Source organism: Streptomyces sp. NPDC026538 (assembly GCF_055567535.1).
The window spans coordinates 189,756-205,221 of record NZ_JBVHQG010000011.1 but is presented as its reverse complement, the minus strand read 5'-3'; the positions used below and the strand labels follow the sequence as shown (position 1 = coordinate 205,221).

The 15,466-nt window shown below is 70.0% G+C and carries 12 protein-coding genes; 3 read left to right on the top strand and 9 right to left on the bottom strand.

Features of this window, described 5'->3' with window-relative positions; translation table 11 throughout:
• Positions 1-146 precede the first annotated feature (146 nt).
• On the top strand, positions 147-830 hold the full coding sequence (locus ACZ4N4_RS36105; protein WP_467596808.1) for a DUF899 family protein: 684 nt from the start codon (positions 147-149) through the stop codon (positions 828-830).
• 104 nt (positions 831-934) lie between these two features.
• On the opposite strand, the gene ACZ4N4_RS36100 is transcribed toward ACZ4N4_RS36105, so the two are convergent.
• On the bottom strand, positions 935-1,528 hold the full coding sequence (locus ACZ4N4_RS36100) for a YceI family protein (RefSeq protein WP_467596806.1): 594 nt from the start codon (positions 1,526-1,528) through the stop codon (positions 935-937).
• A 481-nt stretch (positions 1,529-2,009) separates the two neighbouring features.
• On the opposite strand from ACZ4N4_RS36100, the gene ACZ4N4_RS36095 reads away from it, so the two are divergent.
• Both ACZ4N4_RS36095 and ACZ4N4_RS36090 read left to right on the top strand, forming a co-directional pair.
• Positions 2,010-3,605: an acyl-CoA carboxylase subunit beta gene (locus ACZ4N4_RS36095; RefSeq protein ID WP_467596804.1), complete on the top strand. Its 1,596-nt coding sequence runs from the start codon at positions 2,010-2,012 to the stop codon at positions 3,603-3,605.
• A gap of 34 nt (positions 3,606-3,639) precedes the next feature.
• Complete coding sequence (locus tag ACZ4N4_RS36090) at positions 3,640-3,837, top strand: acyl-CoA carboxylase subunit epsilon (protein ID WP_089098553.1); 198 nt, start codon at positions 3,640-3,642, stop codon at positions 3,835-3,837.
• A gap of 386 nt (positions 3,838-4,223) precedes the next feature.
• Here ACZ4N4_RS36090 and ACZ4N4_RS36085 read toward each other — a convergent pair whose 3' ends face one another.
• From ACZ4N4_RS36085 to ACZ4N4_RS36050, 8 genes are all read right to left on the bottom strand, one after another.
• A complete protein-coding gene (locus ACZ4N4_RS36085; protein WP_046729246.1) occupies positions 4,224-4,805 on the bottom strand; it encodes a GTP-binding protein in 582 nt (193 codons plus the stop codon).
• Positions 4,786-5,355 carry a DUF742 domain-containing protein gene (locus ACZ4N4_RS36080; RefSeq protein ID WP_384488791.1) on the bottom strand — a complete coding sequence of 190 codons (570 nt, stop codon included), beginning with the start codon at positions 5,353-5,355 and terminating at the stop codon, positions 4,786-4,788. Before ACZ4N4_RS36080 ends, ACZ4N4_RS36085 begins: the two co-directional genes overlap by 20 nt.
• A 96-nt stretch (positions 5,356-5,451) precedes the next feature.
• Positions 5,452-5,865, bottom strand: a complete 414-nt coding sequence (locus ACZ4N4_RS36075) for a roadblock/LC7 domain-containing protein (protein ID WP_005479603.1) — start codon at positions 5,863-5,865, stop codon at positions 5,452-5,454.
• Positions 5,866-5,875: 10 nt separating this feature from the next.
• Positions 5,876-9,154 carry a nitrate- and nitrite sensing domain-containing protein gene (locus ACZ4N4_RS36070; protein ID WP_467596799.1) on the bottom strand — a complete coding sequence of 1,093 codons (3,279 nt, stop codon included), beginning with the start codon at positions 9,152-9,154 and terminating at the stop codon, positions 5,876-5,878.
• A gap of 381 nt (positions 9,155-9,535) precedes the next feature.
• Positions 9,536-10,111 carry a GTP-binding protein gene (locus ACZ4N4_RS36065; protein ID WP_046729249.1) on the bottom strand — a complete coding sequence of 192 codons (576 nt, stop codon included), beginning with the start codon at positions 10,109-10,111 and terminating at the stop codon, positions 9,536-9,538.
• Positions 10,092-10,490 (bottom strand): DUF742 domain-containing protein, encoded by a 399-nt coding sequence (locus ACZ4N4_RS36060; RefSeq protein WP_019058642.1) that lies wholly within the window; start codon positions 10,488-10,490, stop codon positions 10,092-10,094. Before ACZ4N4_RS36060 ends, ACZ4N4_RS36065 begins: the two co-directional genes overlap by 20 nt.
• A 110-nt stretch (positions 10,491-10,600) precedes the next feature.
• Complete coding sequence (locus ACZ4N4_RS36055) at positions 10,601-11,014, bottom strand: roadblock/LC7 domain-containing protein (protein ID WP_005479910.1); 414 nt, start codon at positions 11,012-11,014, stop codon at positions 10,601-10,603.
• A gap of 9 nt (positions 11,015-11,023) precedes the next feature.
• Positions 11,024-14,965, bottom strand: coding sequence for a sensor histidine kinase (locus ACZ4N4_RS36050; protein WP_467596796.1), 3,942 nt, complete (start codon positions 14,963-14,965; stop codon positions 11,024-11,026).
• Positions 14,966-15,466 lie beyond the last annotated feature (501 nt).

The following is a 15,466-nucleotide window of genomic DNA, read 5'->3' as shown; positions in this document are numbered from 1 at the left end:
TGGCGCAGGCCGCGGCGATGAGCAGGGCCAGGGCAGGCCCCCGCACGGTGCTGGTCGACCTTGCGCGTCTCTACGAAGGTGAGTGAGCCAGGTCACCGGCCTAGACTTGAGGGTCCGGGCGGGGGACCCCACCCCAGGAGGACGCGATGGTGCGGCAGACGAGGCTGGTCGGGGAGTCCGGGGAGTATGCCGGTGCCCGCGAGGAGCTACGGGCGGCCGAGATCGAGCTGATGCGGCGCCGGGAGGAGGTCGCGGCGCTGCGCCGGGCGCTCCCGCCGGGGCCGGCCGTCGACGACTACGTCTTCCTCGAAGGGCCGTCAGGCCTCGACGCCGGGGACACCCCGGTCCATGAGGTCGCGTTGAGCGAGCTGTTCTCCGGCCCCGAACGCCCGCTGATCGTCTATCACTTCATGTACGGCAAGCTCCAGACCAGCGCCTGTCCGATGTGCACGATGTGGATCGACGGCTTCAACGGCATCGCCCACCACGTGTCCCGGAACGCGGACTTCGTCATCGCCGCGGCGGCCGACCCGCCCGTCCTCCGCCAGTACGCCCGCGACCGCGGCTGGCACCGGCTGCGGCTGCTCAGCTGTGGTGACAGCACGTTCAAGTACGACCTGGGCAGCGAGGACAAGGAGGGCGAGCAGGACTCCACGGTCTCCGTCTTCACCCGCGACGGCGACGGCACGGTCCGGCACGCATACTCCGCCCATCCGCGCATGGCCGACGACATCCAGGAGCGCGGCATCGACCTGCTGACACCCGTCTGGCACCTGCTCGATCTGACCCCGCAAGGGCGCGGCGACTGGTACCCGACCATCGATTACTAGGGCACGCGCGGGACATCCGGACACGGCCGAGCGCCCGCCCTCAGGGGAGTCGAGGGCGGGCGCTCAGCGGGCGTGATCGGGGCCGGCGGTCCGGCGCCGCGGGCTCACGCGTTCTTGATCGCGGAGATGTCGAAGTTCAGCTTGATCTTGTCGGAGACCAGGACGCCGCCGGTCTCCAGCGCCGCGTTCCAGGTCACGCCCCAGTCGGAGCGCTTGATCTCGGCCTTGCCCTCGAAGCCGACGCGCTCGTTGCCGAACGGGTCCTTCGCGGCGCCGTTGAACTCCAGGTCGATGGTGACCGGCCGGGAGACACCGAGGATCGTGAGGTCGCCGGTGATGCGGTAGTCATCGCCGCCGAGGGCCTCCGCCTTGGTGGAGCGGAAGGTCATCGTCGGGAACTCGTCCGTCTTGAAGAAGTCCGCCGACTTCAGGTGACCGTCACGGTCCGGGCTGCCCGTGGTGATGCTCTCCATCGTGATGTCGAGGGTGGCGGTGGACTTCGCCGGGTCCGAGCCGTCCAGGTGCAGCGAGCCCTCGAACTGCTGGAAGCTGCCCTTGACGTTGGTGACCATCGCGTGGCGGGCCACGAAGCCGAGCGTGGTGTGCGCCGGGTCGATCGTGTAGTCGCCGGTCAGCGCGGCCGTGTCGGCGGCGGGGACGGTGGCGGCGGCGTCGTTCTTGCGGCCGAAGATACCCATGACGTGCTCCTTGAGGGGGACGGGTCGCGGCCTAGGAGCGGTGGATGCCGTAGGCGCGGACCGTTGATGTTTAACGTTCAACGAACTCAACGACGCCCACCGTAACCCTATTCCGTACAACCTTCAACATCATCCGTTCGCGTGTGGCGCTCATTACGCACCGTAATGCCGCCCGGGCTGAATCGCGACACGACGGGAGCGGGTGGCGAGGGTGCGGTTAGGCTCGGAAGGGAGTGGAGTCGGAGGGGTGGGGGACCGCCGTCCGGGGGCCCCGTCACCCCTGGGGTGGTATGGCTCGGCCATGAATGTGAGGCGCGTCTCAGGCCCCGCCTTTGTGGCACCCCTACAACGCCACAGCCCCCTGAGCAGTCGGAACGGCTGCATGTCGTTCCGGTTCTGTTCGGTGCTTCCAGGAAAACGGGTCGGAGACTGTACGGAGTCGACGTCTCGTAATCCTTGGTGTCCTTCGTAAGGTCGCTACATGACCGTTTTGGAAGAGACGACGGGTGAGCCCACCGGCGAGCCGACGGACGCGCGCGGGCGGGTCGCCGAGCTGCACGAGATCCGTGCGGCGGCCGTGGCGGGGCCCAGCGAGAAGGCGACCGAGGCGCAGCATGCCAAGGGCAAGCTCACGGCCCGGGAGCGCATCGAGCTGCTCCTGGACCCGGACTCCTTCCAGGAGGTCGAGCAGCTGCGCCGGCATCGCGCGGTCGGTTTCGGCCTGGAGGCCAAGAAGCCCTACACCGACGGCGTCATCACCGGCTGGGGCACGGTCGAGGGTCGTACCGTCTTCGTCTACGCCCATGACTTCCGGATCTTCGGCGGCGCGCTGGGCGAGGCCCACGCCACCAAGATCCACAAGATCATGGACATGGCCATCGCGGCCGGCGCCCCGTTGGTCTCCCTGAACGACGGCGCCGGCGCCCGCATCCAGGAGGGCGTCTCCGCGCTCGCCGGCTACGGCGGCATCTTCCAGCGCAACACCAAGGCGTCCGGTGTCATCCCGCAGATCTCCGTGATGCTCGGCCCGTGCGCGGGCGGCGCGGCCTACAGCCCCGCCCTCACCGACTTCGTCTTCATGGTCCGCGAGACCTCGCAGATGTTCATCACCGGCCCGGACGTCGTCAAGGCGGTCACCGGCGAGGAGATCACCCAGAACGGCCTCGGCGGCGCCGACGTGCACGCCGAGACCTCCGGCGTCTGCCACTTCGCGTACGACGACGAGGAGACCTGCATCGCGGAGGTCCGCTACCTCCTCTCCCTCCTCCCGCAGAACAACCGCGAGAACCCGCCCCGGGTCGACTGCACGGACCCGGTGGACCGTCGCGGCGACGTCCTCCTGGACCTGGTGCCGGCCGACGGCAACCGGCCGTACGACATGGCCAAGGTGATCGAGGAGATCGTCGACGACGGCGACTACCTGGAGGTCCACGAGCGCTGGGCGCGGAACATCATCTGCGCGCTGGCCCGGATCGACGGCCAGGTCGTGGGCATCATCGCCAACCAGCCGCAGGTGCTGGCGGGCGTCCTGGACATCGAGGCGAGCGAAAAAGCTGCGCGCTTTGTCCAGATGTGTGACGCTTTCAATGTTCCGATCGTCACCTTCCTGGACGTACCGGGCTTCCTCCCCGGCGTCGACCAGGAACACGGCGGGATCATCCGCCACGGCGCGAAGCTCCTCTACGCCTACTGCAACGCGACCGTGCCCCGGATCTCACTGATCCTGCGCAAGGCGTACGGAGGTGCCTACATCGTCATGGACTCCCAGTCGATCGGTGCCGACCTGACGTACGCCTGGCCGACGAACGAGATCGCGGTCATGGGCGCCGAGGGTGCCGCCAACGTGATCTTCCGTCGGCAGATCGCCTCCGCCGAGGACCCCGAGGCCATGCGGCAGAAGATGGTCAAGGAGTACAAGGCAGAGCTCATGCACCCCTACTACGCGGCCGAGCGCGGCCTGGTCGACGACGTCATCGACCCGGCCGAGACCCGCGAGGTGCTCGCCAAGTCGCTGGCGATGCTGCACACCAAGCACGCCGACCTGCCGTCCCGTAAGCACGGCAACCCCCCGCAGTAATCCTGCGGAAACCTCTCTCACGGAGACTGAATCCATGAACGTCCCTGACATTCGCGTGGAGAAGGGCAACGCCGACCCGGAGGAAGTCGCCGCCATAACGGCGGTCCTCCTGGCCCGCGCGGCCGCCCGGCCGACCGCCGACACCGAGCAGACCCACCGAGGCCGCGCGAAGGCCGGCTGGCGCCGCCTGGAACGCGAGAACGGCTTCCGCGCCCCGCACAGCTGGCACTGAGCTCTCGCCGCAGCGTCGACCCACGGCCCCGCTCCTCCTTCGGGAGGGCGGGGCCGTGGTCGTGCTCCGTGGCGTCACGGATTCCGGTGCCGGACCCGCCGAGCGACCGGCGCGCCCCTGGGCGCCCTGTGGGCGGCCTGCGACCCCCGGGCCCGGCTTCCCCCTCCCGGAGGCTCTGCCGGGCCGCAGGAGCCGCCCCTACGGCGCTGTGGGCGCGGGCCCGGGGCGCGCGCACACAGCGCTGAGCGCCCGGCGCGCGCCGGGGTACGACGAGCGCACCACGACGAAGAGGGTCCCGAACAGCGGGGTCTGACGAACCGGCACACGACGGGGGTACGACAAAGGGGCCCGTTCCGGGTGGAAGGGGCCCCTCGGAGGGACGACCGCTAGCGCAGGCGGGCCATCAGGGCGTGTTCGACCAGGGTGATCAGGGCCGACTTGGCGTCCGCGCGGTGGCGGGCGTCCGTCGTGATGATCGGGGTGTCGGGGCCGATCTGGAGCGCCTCGCGGACCTCTTCCGGGTTGTACGGCTGGTTGCCGTCGAAGCCGTTGAGGGCGATGACGAAGGGGAGACCCGAGTTCTCGAAGTAGTCGACCGCGGGGAAGCAGTCGGCGAGTCGGCGGGTGTCCACGAGGACGATGGCGCCGATCGCGCCGCGTACCAGGTCGTCCCACATGAACCAGAAGCGGTCCTGGCCCGGCGTGCCGAACAGGTACAGGATCAGGTCCTGGTCCAGGGTGATGCGGCCGAAGTCCATGGCGACCGTGGTGGTCGTCTTGTCCCCGGTGTGGGTGAGGTCGTCGATGCCGGCAGACGCGGACGTCATCACGGCCTCTGTGCGCAGCGGGTTGATCTCCGAGACGGCACCGACGAACGTGGTCTTGCCCACGCCGAAGCCGCCCGCCACCACGATCTTCGCGGAGGTGGTGGAGCGGGAAGGACCGCCGCTAGAGCTTGCGAAGTCCACTGAGCACCCTTTCGAGCAGTGTCACGTCTGGCTGGCCACCGGCGTTCTCGTCGCCGCCGGGCTGATGGATGGCGACCAGGCCCGCCTCCGCCAAGTCGGCGACGAGGATCCTGGCCACGCCGAGAGGGATCGACAGGAGGGCCGAGACTTCGGCCACCGACTTGATCTCCCGGCAGAGGTTGCAGATCCGCTGATGCTCGGGCAGCTGGCCCTGCATCTGGTGCGGCTGCGCGGTGGTGTGCACCAGTGCCTCGATGGCGAGCTGGTACCGCGGGCGGGTCCGGCCACCGGTCATGGCGTACGGACGCACCAAGGGGTTGTGCGACCCCGAGGCCGGCGCCGGCTCGGGACGACGCTGCGGCTGTACCGGCTGGATGCGCGGCGCCGGCGGCTGGTCGTACGGCGACGGGCCGGGGCCCTGCGGTGCGTACGGCTGCCGGTGGCTAGGCGCGGAGGGGAAGTTGTACCGGTTCGCGGAACCGTCGCCCTGGCCCTGCGCAGGACCGTACGACCAGTTGCCGTTATTCGAACCGTTTGGGGGTGTTGCCACTTTCTCTCCTCCTCCGACCGTGCCGGGCACCCATCCCTGTGGAGCCGCGTCCCGAAACCTTACGGCCCCGGGACGCTAAAACGCACCGTCTGACTATTAGTTGAGAAGGCTTCCCTGGAGTTCCGCACGCAGATCCGGGGTAAGAACGGTGCCTGCTCGGTCCACCAAAAGGGCCATCTCGTACCCAATCAGGCCGATGTCGGCCTCCGGGTGGGCCAGAACGGCCAAGGACGACCCATCGGAAACGGACATGATGAACAGGAATCCCCGCTCCATCTCCACAACCGTCTGATTCACGCTGCCGCCCTCGAAAATCCGGGAGGCGCCTGCCGTCAGAGACGTCAGACCGGAGGCGACGGCCGCGAGTTGGTCGGCGCGGTCGCGGGGGAAGCCTTCGGACATCGCCAGAAGGAGTCCGTCGGCGGAGACCACCACCGTGTGGGACACCCCCGGGGTGTTGTCCACGAAGTTGGTGATCAACCAGTTCAGGTTCTGTGCCGCCTGGCTCATCGGGCTCACACTAACGCTCCTGGTTGTAGGTGCTGTCAGGACCGAAGCCCTGGCCGTTCGTTTCACTGCCTGCGTTGCGTCCGCGCTGGACGCCCCTGCGCAGGTTGCTCAGCCTGCCCCGGACGTCCTCCGGGGCGCGGGAGACCTGTGGGCCTCCCTGAGGGGTGTTCTCGGCGGCTCCCTCGACCAGGTTGGCCTTGGGGACCCGCCTCGGCAGGCCGGAGGACGTGACCCCGCCCGCCTTGGGCTTGCGCAGCTGCGAGGCCTGCTGCCAGCGCTCGTCGTTCGCCGAACGCCAGCTGCTGTCGCCGTTGGACTCCGGAGCCGAGGCTCGCGGAGCCGCCGGAGCCGAAGCCGCGGCCGGAGCCTGCTGCACGGGAGCCGGGCCGTTGCCGTTCGGGCCGCCGGATCCCCGGCGGGGCAGCCCGGCGTCGGTCAGCCGGTGCCCCCCGGAAGGGGCCGCTCCCGGACGGTCGAAGCCTACGCGGTTCCGCTCGTCCACGTCACCGGCCTGCGCCGATTCCGCTTCGGGAGCGTACTGGGCCGGGTAGCCGTTCTGGTAGCTGTCCTGATGCTGCCCCTGCTGCGGCCAGTCGTCCTGGTAGGGCTGCTGCTCCCCGAATGCCGGGAACGACTCGGAGGCGGCGGCCTGGGCGGCCGCGGGGTCCTCCTGGGCCGGTTCCGGATACGCGGGCTCCGGGTAGCCGCCACTGGTGGCGAAGGGGTCGGCCGAGAACGTGTCGTTCCGCGGCAGGCCGCCGTTCGGCGCGTAGTACTGCTCGTCGTACGCGCCCTGCGACTGCTCCTGGTACTGCTGCCCGGCGTCGAAGCCCGTGGGCTGTTCCTGGAAGTCCGTACCGTTGCTGTCGTAGCCCTGCCGGCCCCGGTCGAACTCGTCGGCGTACGACGGGATCTCCGCGGTCTCCTGGGGGTTCTGCGCGGCCTGCCCGGGCTGCGCCTGGGCCTCCAGGGCCGCACGGCGCTCCTCGCGCAACAGGGAGCGGCCGACGGGGTCCAGGTCCCGGATGTCGTCGGGGACCTCTACGTAGCGGCTGTCGTCGAAGCCCAGCTCGGCCGCCGTACGCATCGGCTGGAGCTGCGGCTGCTGGCTGAAGTTCTCGGCCTGGAACTGCTGCTCCGGGATGATCTGCGAGACCGTGAACTCCTCGCGGTCCAGAGGCTGTTCGCCGCCGCCACCGTGGGTGATGGCGTCCGGCAGCATGACCAGCGAGGTGGTGCCCGCCTGCTCGCCGGAGGGGCGCAGCTGGACCCGGATGCCGTGCCGGTCGGAGAGCCGGCCGACCACGAAGAGGCCCATGCGCTGGGAGATCGCGGCGTCCACGGTCGGCGGGTTGGCCAGCTTGTGGTTGATGTCCGCGAAGTCCTCGGCGGTGAGGCCGATGCCCTTGTCGTGGATCTCGATCATGATGCGGCCGTCGGGGAGACGGGTCGCGGTGACGCGGACCTTGGTCTGCGGGGAGGAGAACGTCGTCGCGTTCTCCAGCAGCTCGGCCAGCAGGTGCACGAGGTCGGTGACCGCGCGGCCGTGGATCTCGGCCTCCGGGACGCCGGAGAGCTCGATGCGCTCGTACTGCTCCACCTCGGAGGAGGCGGCGCGGAGCACGTCGACCAGCGGGACCGGCTGGTCCCAGCGGCGGCCGGGCTCCTCGCCGGCGAGGACGAGGAGGTTCTCGCCGTTGCGGCGCATACGGGTCGCGAGGTGGTCCAGCCGGAAGAGGTTCTCCAGCTGGTCCGGGTCGGCCTCGTTGTTCTCCAGGTCGGTGATCAGGGTCAGCTGGCCCTCGATCAGCGACTGGTTGCGGCGCGACAGGTTGGTGAAGATCGCGTTGATGTTGCCCCGCAGCAGGGCCTGCTCGGCGGCGAGCCGGACGGCCTCGCGGTGGACCTGGTCGAACGCGCGGGCGACTTCGCCGATCTCGTCGGTCGAGGTGATCGGGATCGGCGCCACCCGGGTGTCGACCCGGCCGGGGTCGGTGCGGGAGAGCTGGTCGACCAGCATCGGCAGCCGCTGCTCGGCGATGCCGAAGGCGGCGTTGCGCAGCTGGCGCATCGAGCGGGACATCTGGCGGGCCACCATGCCGGCCAGGATGAACGCCGCGAGCAGGGCGACCACGACCGCGGCACCGGTGATGAACGCGTCCGTCTTCGCGTTGTCGGCGATGTCGGAGGCCTCGCTCACCGCCTTGTTGGCCATGTCCGACTCGATCGTGCGGTAGGCCTGGTACTTGAGGGTGTTGACCGTCCACCAGTTCTCGGCGGTGACGCCCTGGGAGGCCAGTGCCTGGCGGGTGCTGGTGTCGCTGTCCTGCAGCGTCGCCAGCGCCTGGACCATCGCGTTGTCCTTGGACGGCGGGGCCACGTAGTTCGGGTCCTTGGCCTTGGCCTGCTGGACCAGTGCCGCGCCGTCGGACTTGATCTTCGTCTGGAGGTCGTTCAGCTTCTGCGCGTCCGCCTCGGTGCCACCGCCGATGTACTCCTCGACGGCGATGCCTTCGAGATAGGCGTACGACGAGAGGGCGACCCGCTGGCTGGCCAGGTTGCCGGCGTCCGGGCCGGGCTTGATCAGCAGGTGCATGCCGATCGAGCGCTCCAGCGACAGGGCGGCCTTGGTGAGCGAGATGGCGTAGACGGTACGGCCGTAGGAGGTGATGTTTCCGGTGCCCAGACCGAGCTCGTTGGCGAACTCCATCAGCGGGTGGGCGACCAGGGTGTACCCCTCTTCGGTCTGCACACCGGTGAGCTTGGTGGTGTACGCCGCGGCACGGAGGGCCGTCAGTTTGGGCTCGGCCTCGCGGAACAGCTTCAGCCGGCGCTCCAGGCCGGCCTTCTGCGGCATGTTCTGCGCGGCCGCGTCGAAGGCGTCGGCGGCCTTGTCGGTCTCGGCGCGCGCCGTGGTGACGGTGGCCTTGTCCTTGTTCAGGAGCAGGGGTGCCGCGGTGACGTCACGCTCGTTGTACAGGGCGTCGGCGTAGCTGAGGGAGGCGCGGACCAGGCGCGCGGTGTTCTCCGCGTCCCGGGCCTCGTTCCAGGTGTCGATGGAGCTCTTCACCTGGAAGCCGCCCATGACCAGACCGACGACCACGGGTATGAGCAGAATCGCGTTCAGCCTGGTCGGCACTCGCCAGTTGCGCGGGGAGAAACGGCCGCCGCTCTTCGCGGGCGCGGCCGGTGGTTCCGCGGCTGGCACAGGGGTGGGCGCCGCAGCGCGCGGCGGCGGGGTGAAGTTGCCCCGTGCCGACGGCTCGGGACCGTTCTTGCTTCGCCTCACTCGACCAACAACCTCTCGGCGGCGGGCACCTATCGTCGTGCCGCAGTCTCTCAGAGCCCGGTGTGTCTCAGACCACTACTCAGTACGTCTTTGACTATTGGGCAGTTCAGGCATTCCAGCATGGGGGCCTACGCAGTTCCAAACAGCGGAAAGCGATGGAGTGCGGTCTTGTAAGGCCCAGATAAAACGGTCATAAAGAGCGAGCCCCGCCAAAAGGCGGGGCTGTTGTGAGCGCAGCGGTACCGCGCGACCGCGACGCGTGGCGATACCACTGGATTCCTCTGCCGAAACGTTATGAACACCGGAGCCGACCGTGTCAAAGGCCACAGTCGGCTCCGGTTTCCGTACGACAACTGCCGTACATGACGAACGACTTGGGTGCTACCGCAGCCGTGCCATGAGGGCGTGCTCCACCAGCGTGATCAGCGCACTCTTGGCATCCGCGCGGTGCCGGGCGTCCGTGGTGATGATCGGCGCGTCCGGGCCGATCTGCAGCGCCTCGCGCACCTCTTCGGGCGTGTAGGGCTGGTGTCCGTCGAAGCCGTTGAGCGCTATGACGAACGGCAGACCGCTGTTCTCGAAGTAGTCCACCGCCGGGAAGCAGTCGGCGAGACGGCGGGTGTCCACGAGGACGACGGCACCGATGGCGCCGCGTACCAGGTCGTCCCACATGAACCAGAAGCGGTCCTGGCCCGGCGTGCCGAACAGGTACAGGATCAGGTCCTGGTCGAGCGTGATACGTCCGAAGTCCATGGCCACCGTGGTGGTGGTCTTGTCCCCGGTGTGGGTCAGGTCGTCGATGCCCGCCGAGGCGGACGTCATCACGGCCTCCGTGCGCAGCGGGTTGATCTCGGAGACCGCTCCCACGAACGTGGTCTTGCCGACGCCGAAGCCGCCCGCCACCACGATCTTCGCGGAGGTGGTGGCCCGACCTCCGTCAGAGCTTGCGAAGTCCACTGAGCACCCTTTCGAGCAGCGTCACGTCAGGTGCGCCACCGTTGTTCTCGTCGCCGCCCGGCTGGTGGATGGCGACCAGGCCGGCCTCGGCGAGGTCGGCCACCAGGATCCGGGCCACACCGAGCGGCATGGCGAGCAGCGCCGAGACCTCGGCGACCGACTTCACCTCACGGCACAGGTGGCAGATGCGCTGGTGCTCCGGGAGCAGCCCCATGAGCGCTGCCGGGTCGGCCGTCGTGCTGATCAGTGCCTCGATGGCGAGCTGATAGCGCGGCCGGGTCCGGCCGCCGGTCATCGCGTAAGGACGTACCAGCGGCTGGTCGCCCTCGTCCCCGTACGGCTCCGCGTACGGATCATGAGAGGCGGTGGGCGGGGTCATCGTTCCTCCGGGCGGGACAGCAAGTCGGTCAGTCGTGCCGTCGGACGTGGCCGGTGGGGGGATTGTGGCGGCCGGACGGTGATTTGGTGAGGCGGGTTGGATCCGGGTTGTCAGTGGAGCAGACTGCCTTGCAGTTCGGCGCGCAGGTCGGGCGTGAGCACCGCGCCCGCGCGGTCGACCAGGAGCGCCATCTCGTAGCCGACGAGGCCGATGTCGCACTCGGGGTGGGCCAGGACCGCGAGGGACGACCCGTCCGAGACGGACATCAGGAAAAGAAAGCCGCGCTCCATCTCGACGACCGTCTGTGCGACGTCGCCGCCCTCGAAGATCCGGGACGCCCCGGCCGTCAGCGAGGTGAGTCCGGACGCGACGGCCGCCAGCTGGTCGGCACGGTCACGGGGGAAGCCTTCGGACATCGCCAGAAGGAGACCGTCGGCGGACACGACGACGGTGTGGGACACACCTGGGGTGTTGTCCACGAAGTTGGTGATCAACCAGTTCAGGTTCTGTGCCGCCTGGCTCATCGGACTCAACTAACGCTCCTGCTGGTGAGTGGGGCTCGGGAAGCTGCCGGTCTGCGGGCCGGTGCCGGCCTGCCGTCCCTGCGCGATACCCCGACGGAGATTGGTCAGCCGGCCGCGGACGTCATCAGGCGCACGCGAGACCTGCGGACCGGTGTGGTGCTGTTGCTGCTGAGCCGTGCCCGGGACGAGGTTCGCCCTGGGCACCCGGCGCGGCAGACCGGAGGTGGTGACACCGCCCGCCGCCGGCTGCCGTACACGCTCCGCCTGCCGAACGAGGTCGTCGTTCGGGGAGGTGCGCCAGGCTGCCTGCGCGGGACGCTGGGGGGCCGCGGCGGCCGGGGCCGGCGGCTGGGCAGGAACGGGCGGGACCGGCGCCGAGCCGTTTCCGTGACCGTTGCCCTGCGAGTGCTGCTGTTCCTGCTGACCGCCGTGGAACCAGTTGGTCTCCAGCGTGTCGTACAGCGGGGTACGACCGTCACCGGGACCGCTGGCCGGCGGCAGTGCCTCGGGCTCCTGACGGGCCGGCGGGACCGGCGGACGCTGTGCCGCGCCGAAGTCCATACCGCGGCCGTTGGTCCCCGGACGCTCGAACTGGCCCGTGTTGTGCTGGCCGTTGCCGTTCTGACCGTTGCCCGCGTAGCCGTTCTGGTGGCCGGGCAGGGCGTGCTGGCCGGTCGAGCCGTTGTCGTAGGACGGGGCGGCGAACTGGCCGGTGGAGCCGTTGTCGTAGCCCTGCGGGGCGGCGAACTGGCCGGTGTTCTGGGAGCCGCCCTGCGGCCCGGCCTGCCTGCCGAAGACGTCGGAGCGGACGAACTGCCCGGAGTCCTGCTGGCCGTTCACGTTGGGACGGGGGAACGATCCGGTGTCCTGTGGTCCGTTCGCGCCGGGACGGGGGTACGAGCCGGTGTCCTGCTGGCCGTTCACGTTCGGGCGGGGGAAGGATCCGGTGTCCTGCGGTCCGTTCGCGCCGGGGCGGGGGAAGGAGCCCGTGTCCTGCGGTCCGTTCATGCCCGGGCGGGGGTACGAGCCGGTGGCCGACGGCCCCTGCGGGATCGCCGGCATCTGCGAGGTGGCGCCCAGGTCCTGCCGGTCGTCGATGCGGGGCATCGGCGCGGTGTGGGCCGGGTCCTGCTCGTCGTGGCCGCGCGGGGTGTCCAGCGAGGCACGGGAGAGCGGCGGCTGGGCGTTGTCGTCGCTCCAGCTGGGCCTGCCCTGCTGCGGGTTGCCGCCGGGCAGCTCGGCCCGCGGGCCACCGCGCGGCGGCAGTTGGGGCTGACGGCCCTGGTCGGAGGGGGAGGCGGAGCGCTGCGGCGGGACCGGGCCCCGGTTTCCGAAGGCGTCCTGACCGCCGAAGGGGTCCTGCCGGTTGCCGAACCCGTCCTGGTCGCCGAAGGTACCGCCGCCGTTGGGCCGGCCCTGCGGGGGAGCCGCCGGACCCTGCTGGCCGCGGGTACCGCCCGGCGCGCCGGGACGGCCGCCGTTCGGGCCCGCGCCGGGCAGCGCGGCCCGGGGACCCTGGCCCGCGCCGACCTGGCCGCGCGGAGCCGCACCGGCGCCGAGCAGTCCGCCGCCGGAAGGGCCGCCGGAACCGAGGGCCCCGCCGCGGGCACCGTGGGCACCGCCGCCGAGGGCCGGAGCGGGGGCACCCGCACCGAGCGAACCGCCGGCACCGCCCTGGCCGCCGCGGCGAGCCGCGGCCGCACCGGCGGCCGCCTGCGCGGCGGCCGGACCGCCGGACGACGCCGGGGCGCCGGGCTTGCCGCCGGGAGCGGGCTTCTTGCCGCCCTGGGCGACGTCGACGGGAAGCATGACGAGCGCGGTCGTACCACCGGAGTCGGAGGGACGCAGCTGGATGCGGATGCCGTGGCGCTGGGACAGCCGGCCGACCACGAACAGACCCATGCGGCGGGAGACCGAGACGTCCACGGTGGGCGGCGAGGCGAGCCGCTCGTTGATCGCCGCGAGGTCCTCGGGGGAGAGGCCGATACCGGTGTCGTGGATCTCGATCAGGACGCGGCCGTCGGGCAGCGCGTGACCGGTGACCTTGACCTTGGTCTGCGGCGAGGAGAACGAGGTGGCGTTCTCGAGGAGCTCGGCGAGCAGGTGCACGAGGTCGTTGACCACACGGCCGGCCACTTCGGTGGTCGGTACGGCGGCCAGCTCGATGCGCTCGTACTGCTCCACCTCGGACGCGGCGGCGCGGAGCACGTCGACCAGCGGGACCGGGCGGGTCCAGCGGCGGCCGGGCTCTTCACCGGCGAGGACGAGGAGGTTCTCACCGTTACGGCGCATACGCGTCGCGAGGTGGTCGAGCTTGAAGAGGGAGGACAGCTGGTCCGGGTCGGCCTCGCGGGACTCCAGTTCGGAGATGAGCGAGAGCTGGCGCTGGATGAGGCCCTGGGAGCGGCGCGAGAGGTTGGTGAACATCGCGTTGACGTTGCCCCGCAGCAGGGCCTGCTCGGCGGCGAGGCGGACCGCCTCGCGGTGCACGTCGTCGAAGGCCGCGGCCACCTGGCCGATCTCGTCCCGGGAGTGCACACCGACCGACTCCACGGACGTGTCGACGTCCTGCGGGTCGGACTCGGACAGCTGCTTGACCAGCTCGGGCAGCCGGTCCTGGGCGACCTTGGTGGCGGTCTCCTGGAGGCGGCGCAGCGAGCGGATCATGGAGCGGGCCACGATGAAGGCGCCGACCAGCGACACGCCGAGGACCAGCAGGATCAGCGCACCGGAGATGATCGCTTCCTGCTCGGAGGAGGACCGCAGCTCGCGGGCCTTCTGCTCCATGTCCTCGAGCAGCGTGTGCTCGATCTTCTTCATCTGGTCGATCTTGGTCGAGCTGTCGTCCACCCAGTCGAGGTACGACCGCTTGGACAGCTCGTTCAGACCGTTCTGGGCGCCCAGCGCGCGCTTGGCGTAGGTGTTGGCGGACTCGATCGTCGGGTTGTTCTCGTCGACCGGCTTGAGCAGCTCGGCCGCGTTGCCCGCGTAGATCTTCCGGAAGATCGTCAGTTCGGAGGTCTCGCTCTCCTGGGCCGACTCGCCGTACAGGCGGTCGTTCTCGGAGAGGTTGCCGAAGGTCGTGTCGCCGGCGGGCAGGGCCGCGGCGATGACCGCTCGCTGCACCGACGCGTACTCCTTGGCGGTGGAGAACGCCGCCAGGGCGCGGGTGCGCTGGATCATCTCCGGGTTGCTGGAGGCCTGCGCCATGTCCTGCGAGAGGTCGATCAGCTGGGTGATCAGCCGGTGGTAGGCCTCGACCGTCTGGGTCGAGTTCTCCTTCTGCTGATAGGCGTCCTTGCGGATCTTCGCCAGGTCGTCCAGCTGGCCGGCCAGACCGACGAGGCTGTCCCGGACGCCCTGGAGCTGACCGTTCTTGCTCGCGGTGTCGATCTGCTCGGAGGCGTTGAGGAAGTTGTCGCGGGCGCGGTCGGTCTTGTCCTCGTAGCCCTTGACCGCCGGGCTGGTGGGCGACTGACCGTGCGCCAGCGGACCGGCCGACTGGTCGCGCTCCTCCTGGAGCGCGGCGGCCAGCTCGGTGGCCTGCTTGGTCATGGCGGTCAGCAGCTTGATGTTGTCGAGCTGCTGGATGCTGTCGAGCGACTGGTTGATGCGCACCGCGCCCAGCGAGGTCGCCGCCACCACGGGGAGCGCGAGCAGCGACACCAGGCGCGTGGAGATCCGCCAGTTGCGCAGGGCTATCCGCGAGCCGGCGTCGGACGGGCCCTTGGCGGGCTTGACCACGGGCGTCGGTGTGGCGGTCGGCTGGGGACCCGAGGATCCCGAGGATGCCGACACGGCGGGGCGCCCGGGGCGCTCGCCACCGTCACCACCGCCGGCCGGGGCCGGGCCCGGGTTCTGGGCGTGCTGGGGCGAGGAACCGCGGTCGGTCCCGCCGTGCGCCCCCGGCTCTGCCGGAGCGCTGCCATCCCTCTTGAAACGTCCCTGCACTAGCGTCGCAACCTCTGGACCAGGCGCCCCTCCGCTGAACGGAGAGACACGGTGTCGGCGTTGATAGGGGGAGCGCCCTGAATGCGCGCCCCTTGTTGGTCGTGAGTGTGACCGGCGCTGGCTCCCCCTGTCTCGCCGCCACCCGGCGCTGCGTTGCGCCCCCTGCGCGCCGGCTGGATCCCGCGGCGGTCCGTGGAATTCCAGCACAGTGCCGGATCTCCAACAAGGGCCGTGGACCGAGCTGTGACCTCCGTGACAGCGCGTGAGTGACACGTTACGAGATGTCGAAGTCGATCGCGTACATAACGGACGTATCCCTGCCAGTCGCAGGCGCGTCACACGTGTCCCAGTCGCCATGATCAGGAGCGGAATGACAGCTTCAGTTCGTCAATGTCCGTTTCGTTGCGGTGACTTGCCGGCCTGGAATGACCGTTTTGCCCGCGACTTCGTGAGCAAACTCACACGCGGATCACAGCTACTTGGCGGCTTCCGCCGGGAATT

Coding starts and splice junctions, on each gene's coding strand:
- ACZ4N4_RS36090 (WP_089098553.1), top strand. CDS start 3,640: ATGAACGTCCCTGACATTCGCGTGGAGAAGGGCAACGCCGACCCGGAG.
- ACZ4N4_RS36075 (WP_005479603.1), bottom strand. CDS start 5,865: ATGAGCCAGGCGGCACAGAACCTGAACTGGTTGATCACCAACTTCGTG.
- ACZ4N4_RS36095 (WP_467596804.1), top strand. CDS start 2,010: ATGACCGTTTTGGAAGAGACGACGGGTGAGCCCACCGGCGAGCCGACG.
- ACZ4N4_RS36105 (WP_467596808.1), top strand. CDS start 147: ATGGTGCGGCAGACGAGGCTGGTCGGGGAGTCCGGGGAGTATGCCGGT.
- ACZ4N4_RS36060 (WP_019058642.1), bottom strand. CDS start 10,490: ATGACCCCGCCCACCGCCTCTCATGATCCGTACGCGGAGCCGTACGGG.
- ACZ4N4_RS36055 (WP_005479910.1), bottom strand. CDS start 11,014: ATGAGCCAGGCGGCACAGAACCTGAACTGGTTGATCACCAACTTCGTG.
- ACZ4N4_RS36100 (WP_467596806.1), bottom strand. CDS start 1,528: ATGGGTATCTTCGGCCGCAAGAACGACGCCGCCGCCACCGTCCCCGCC.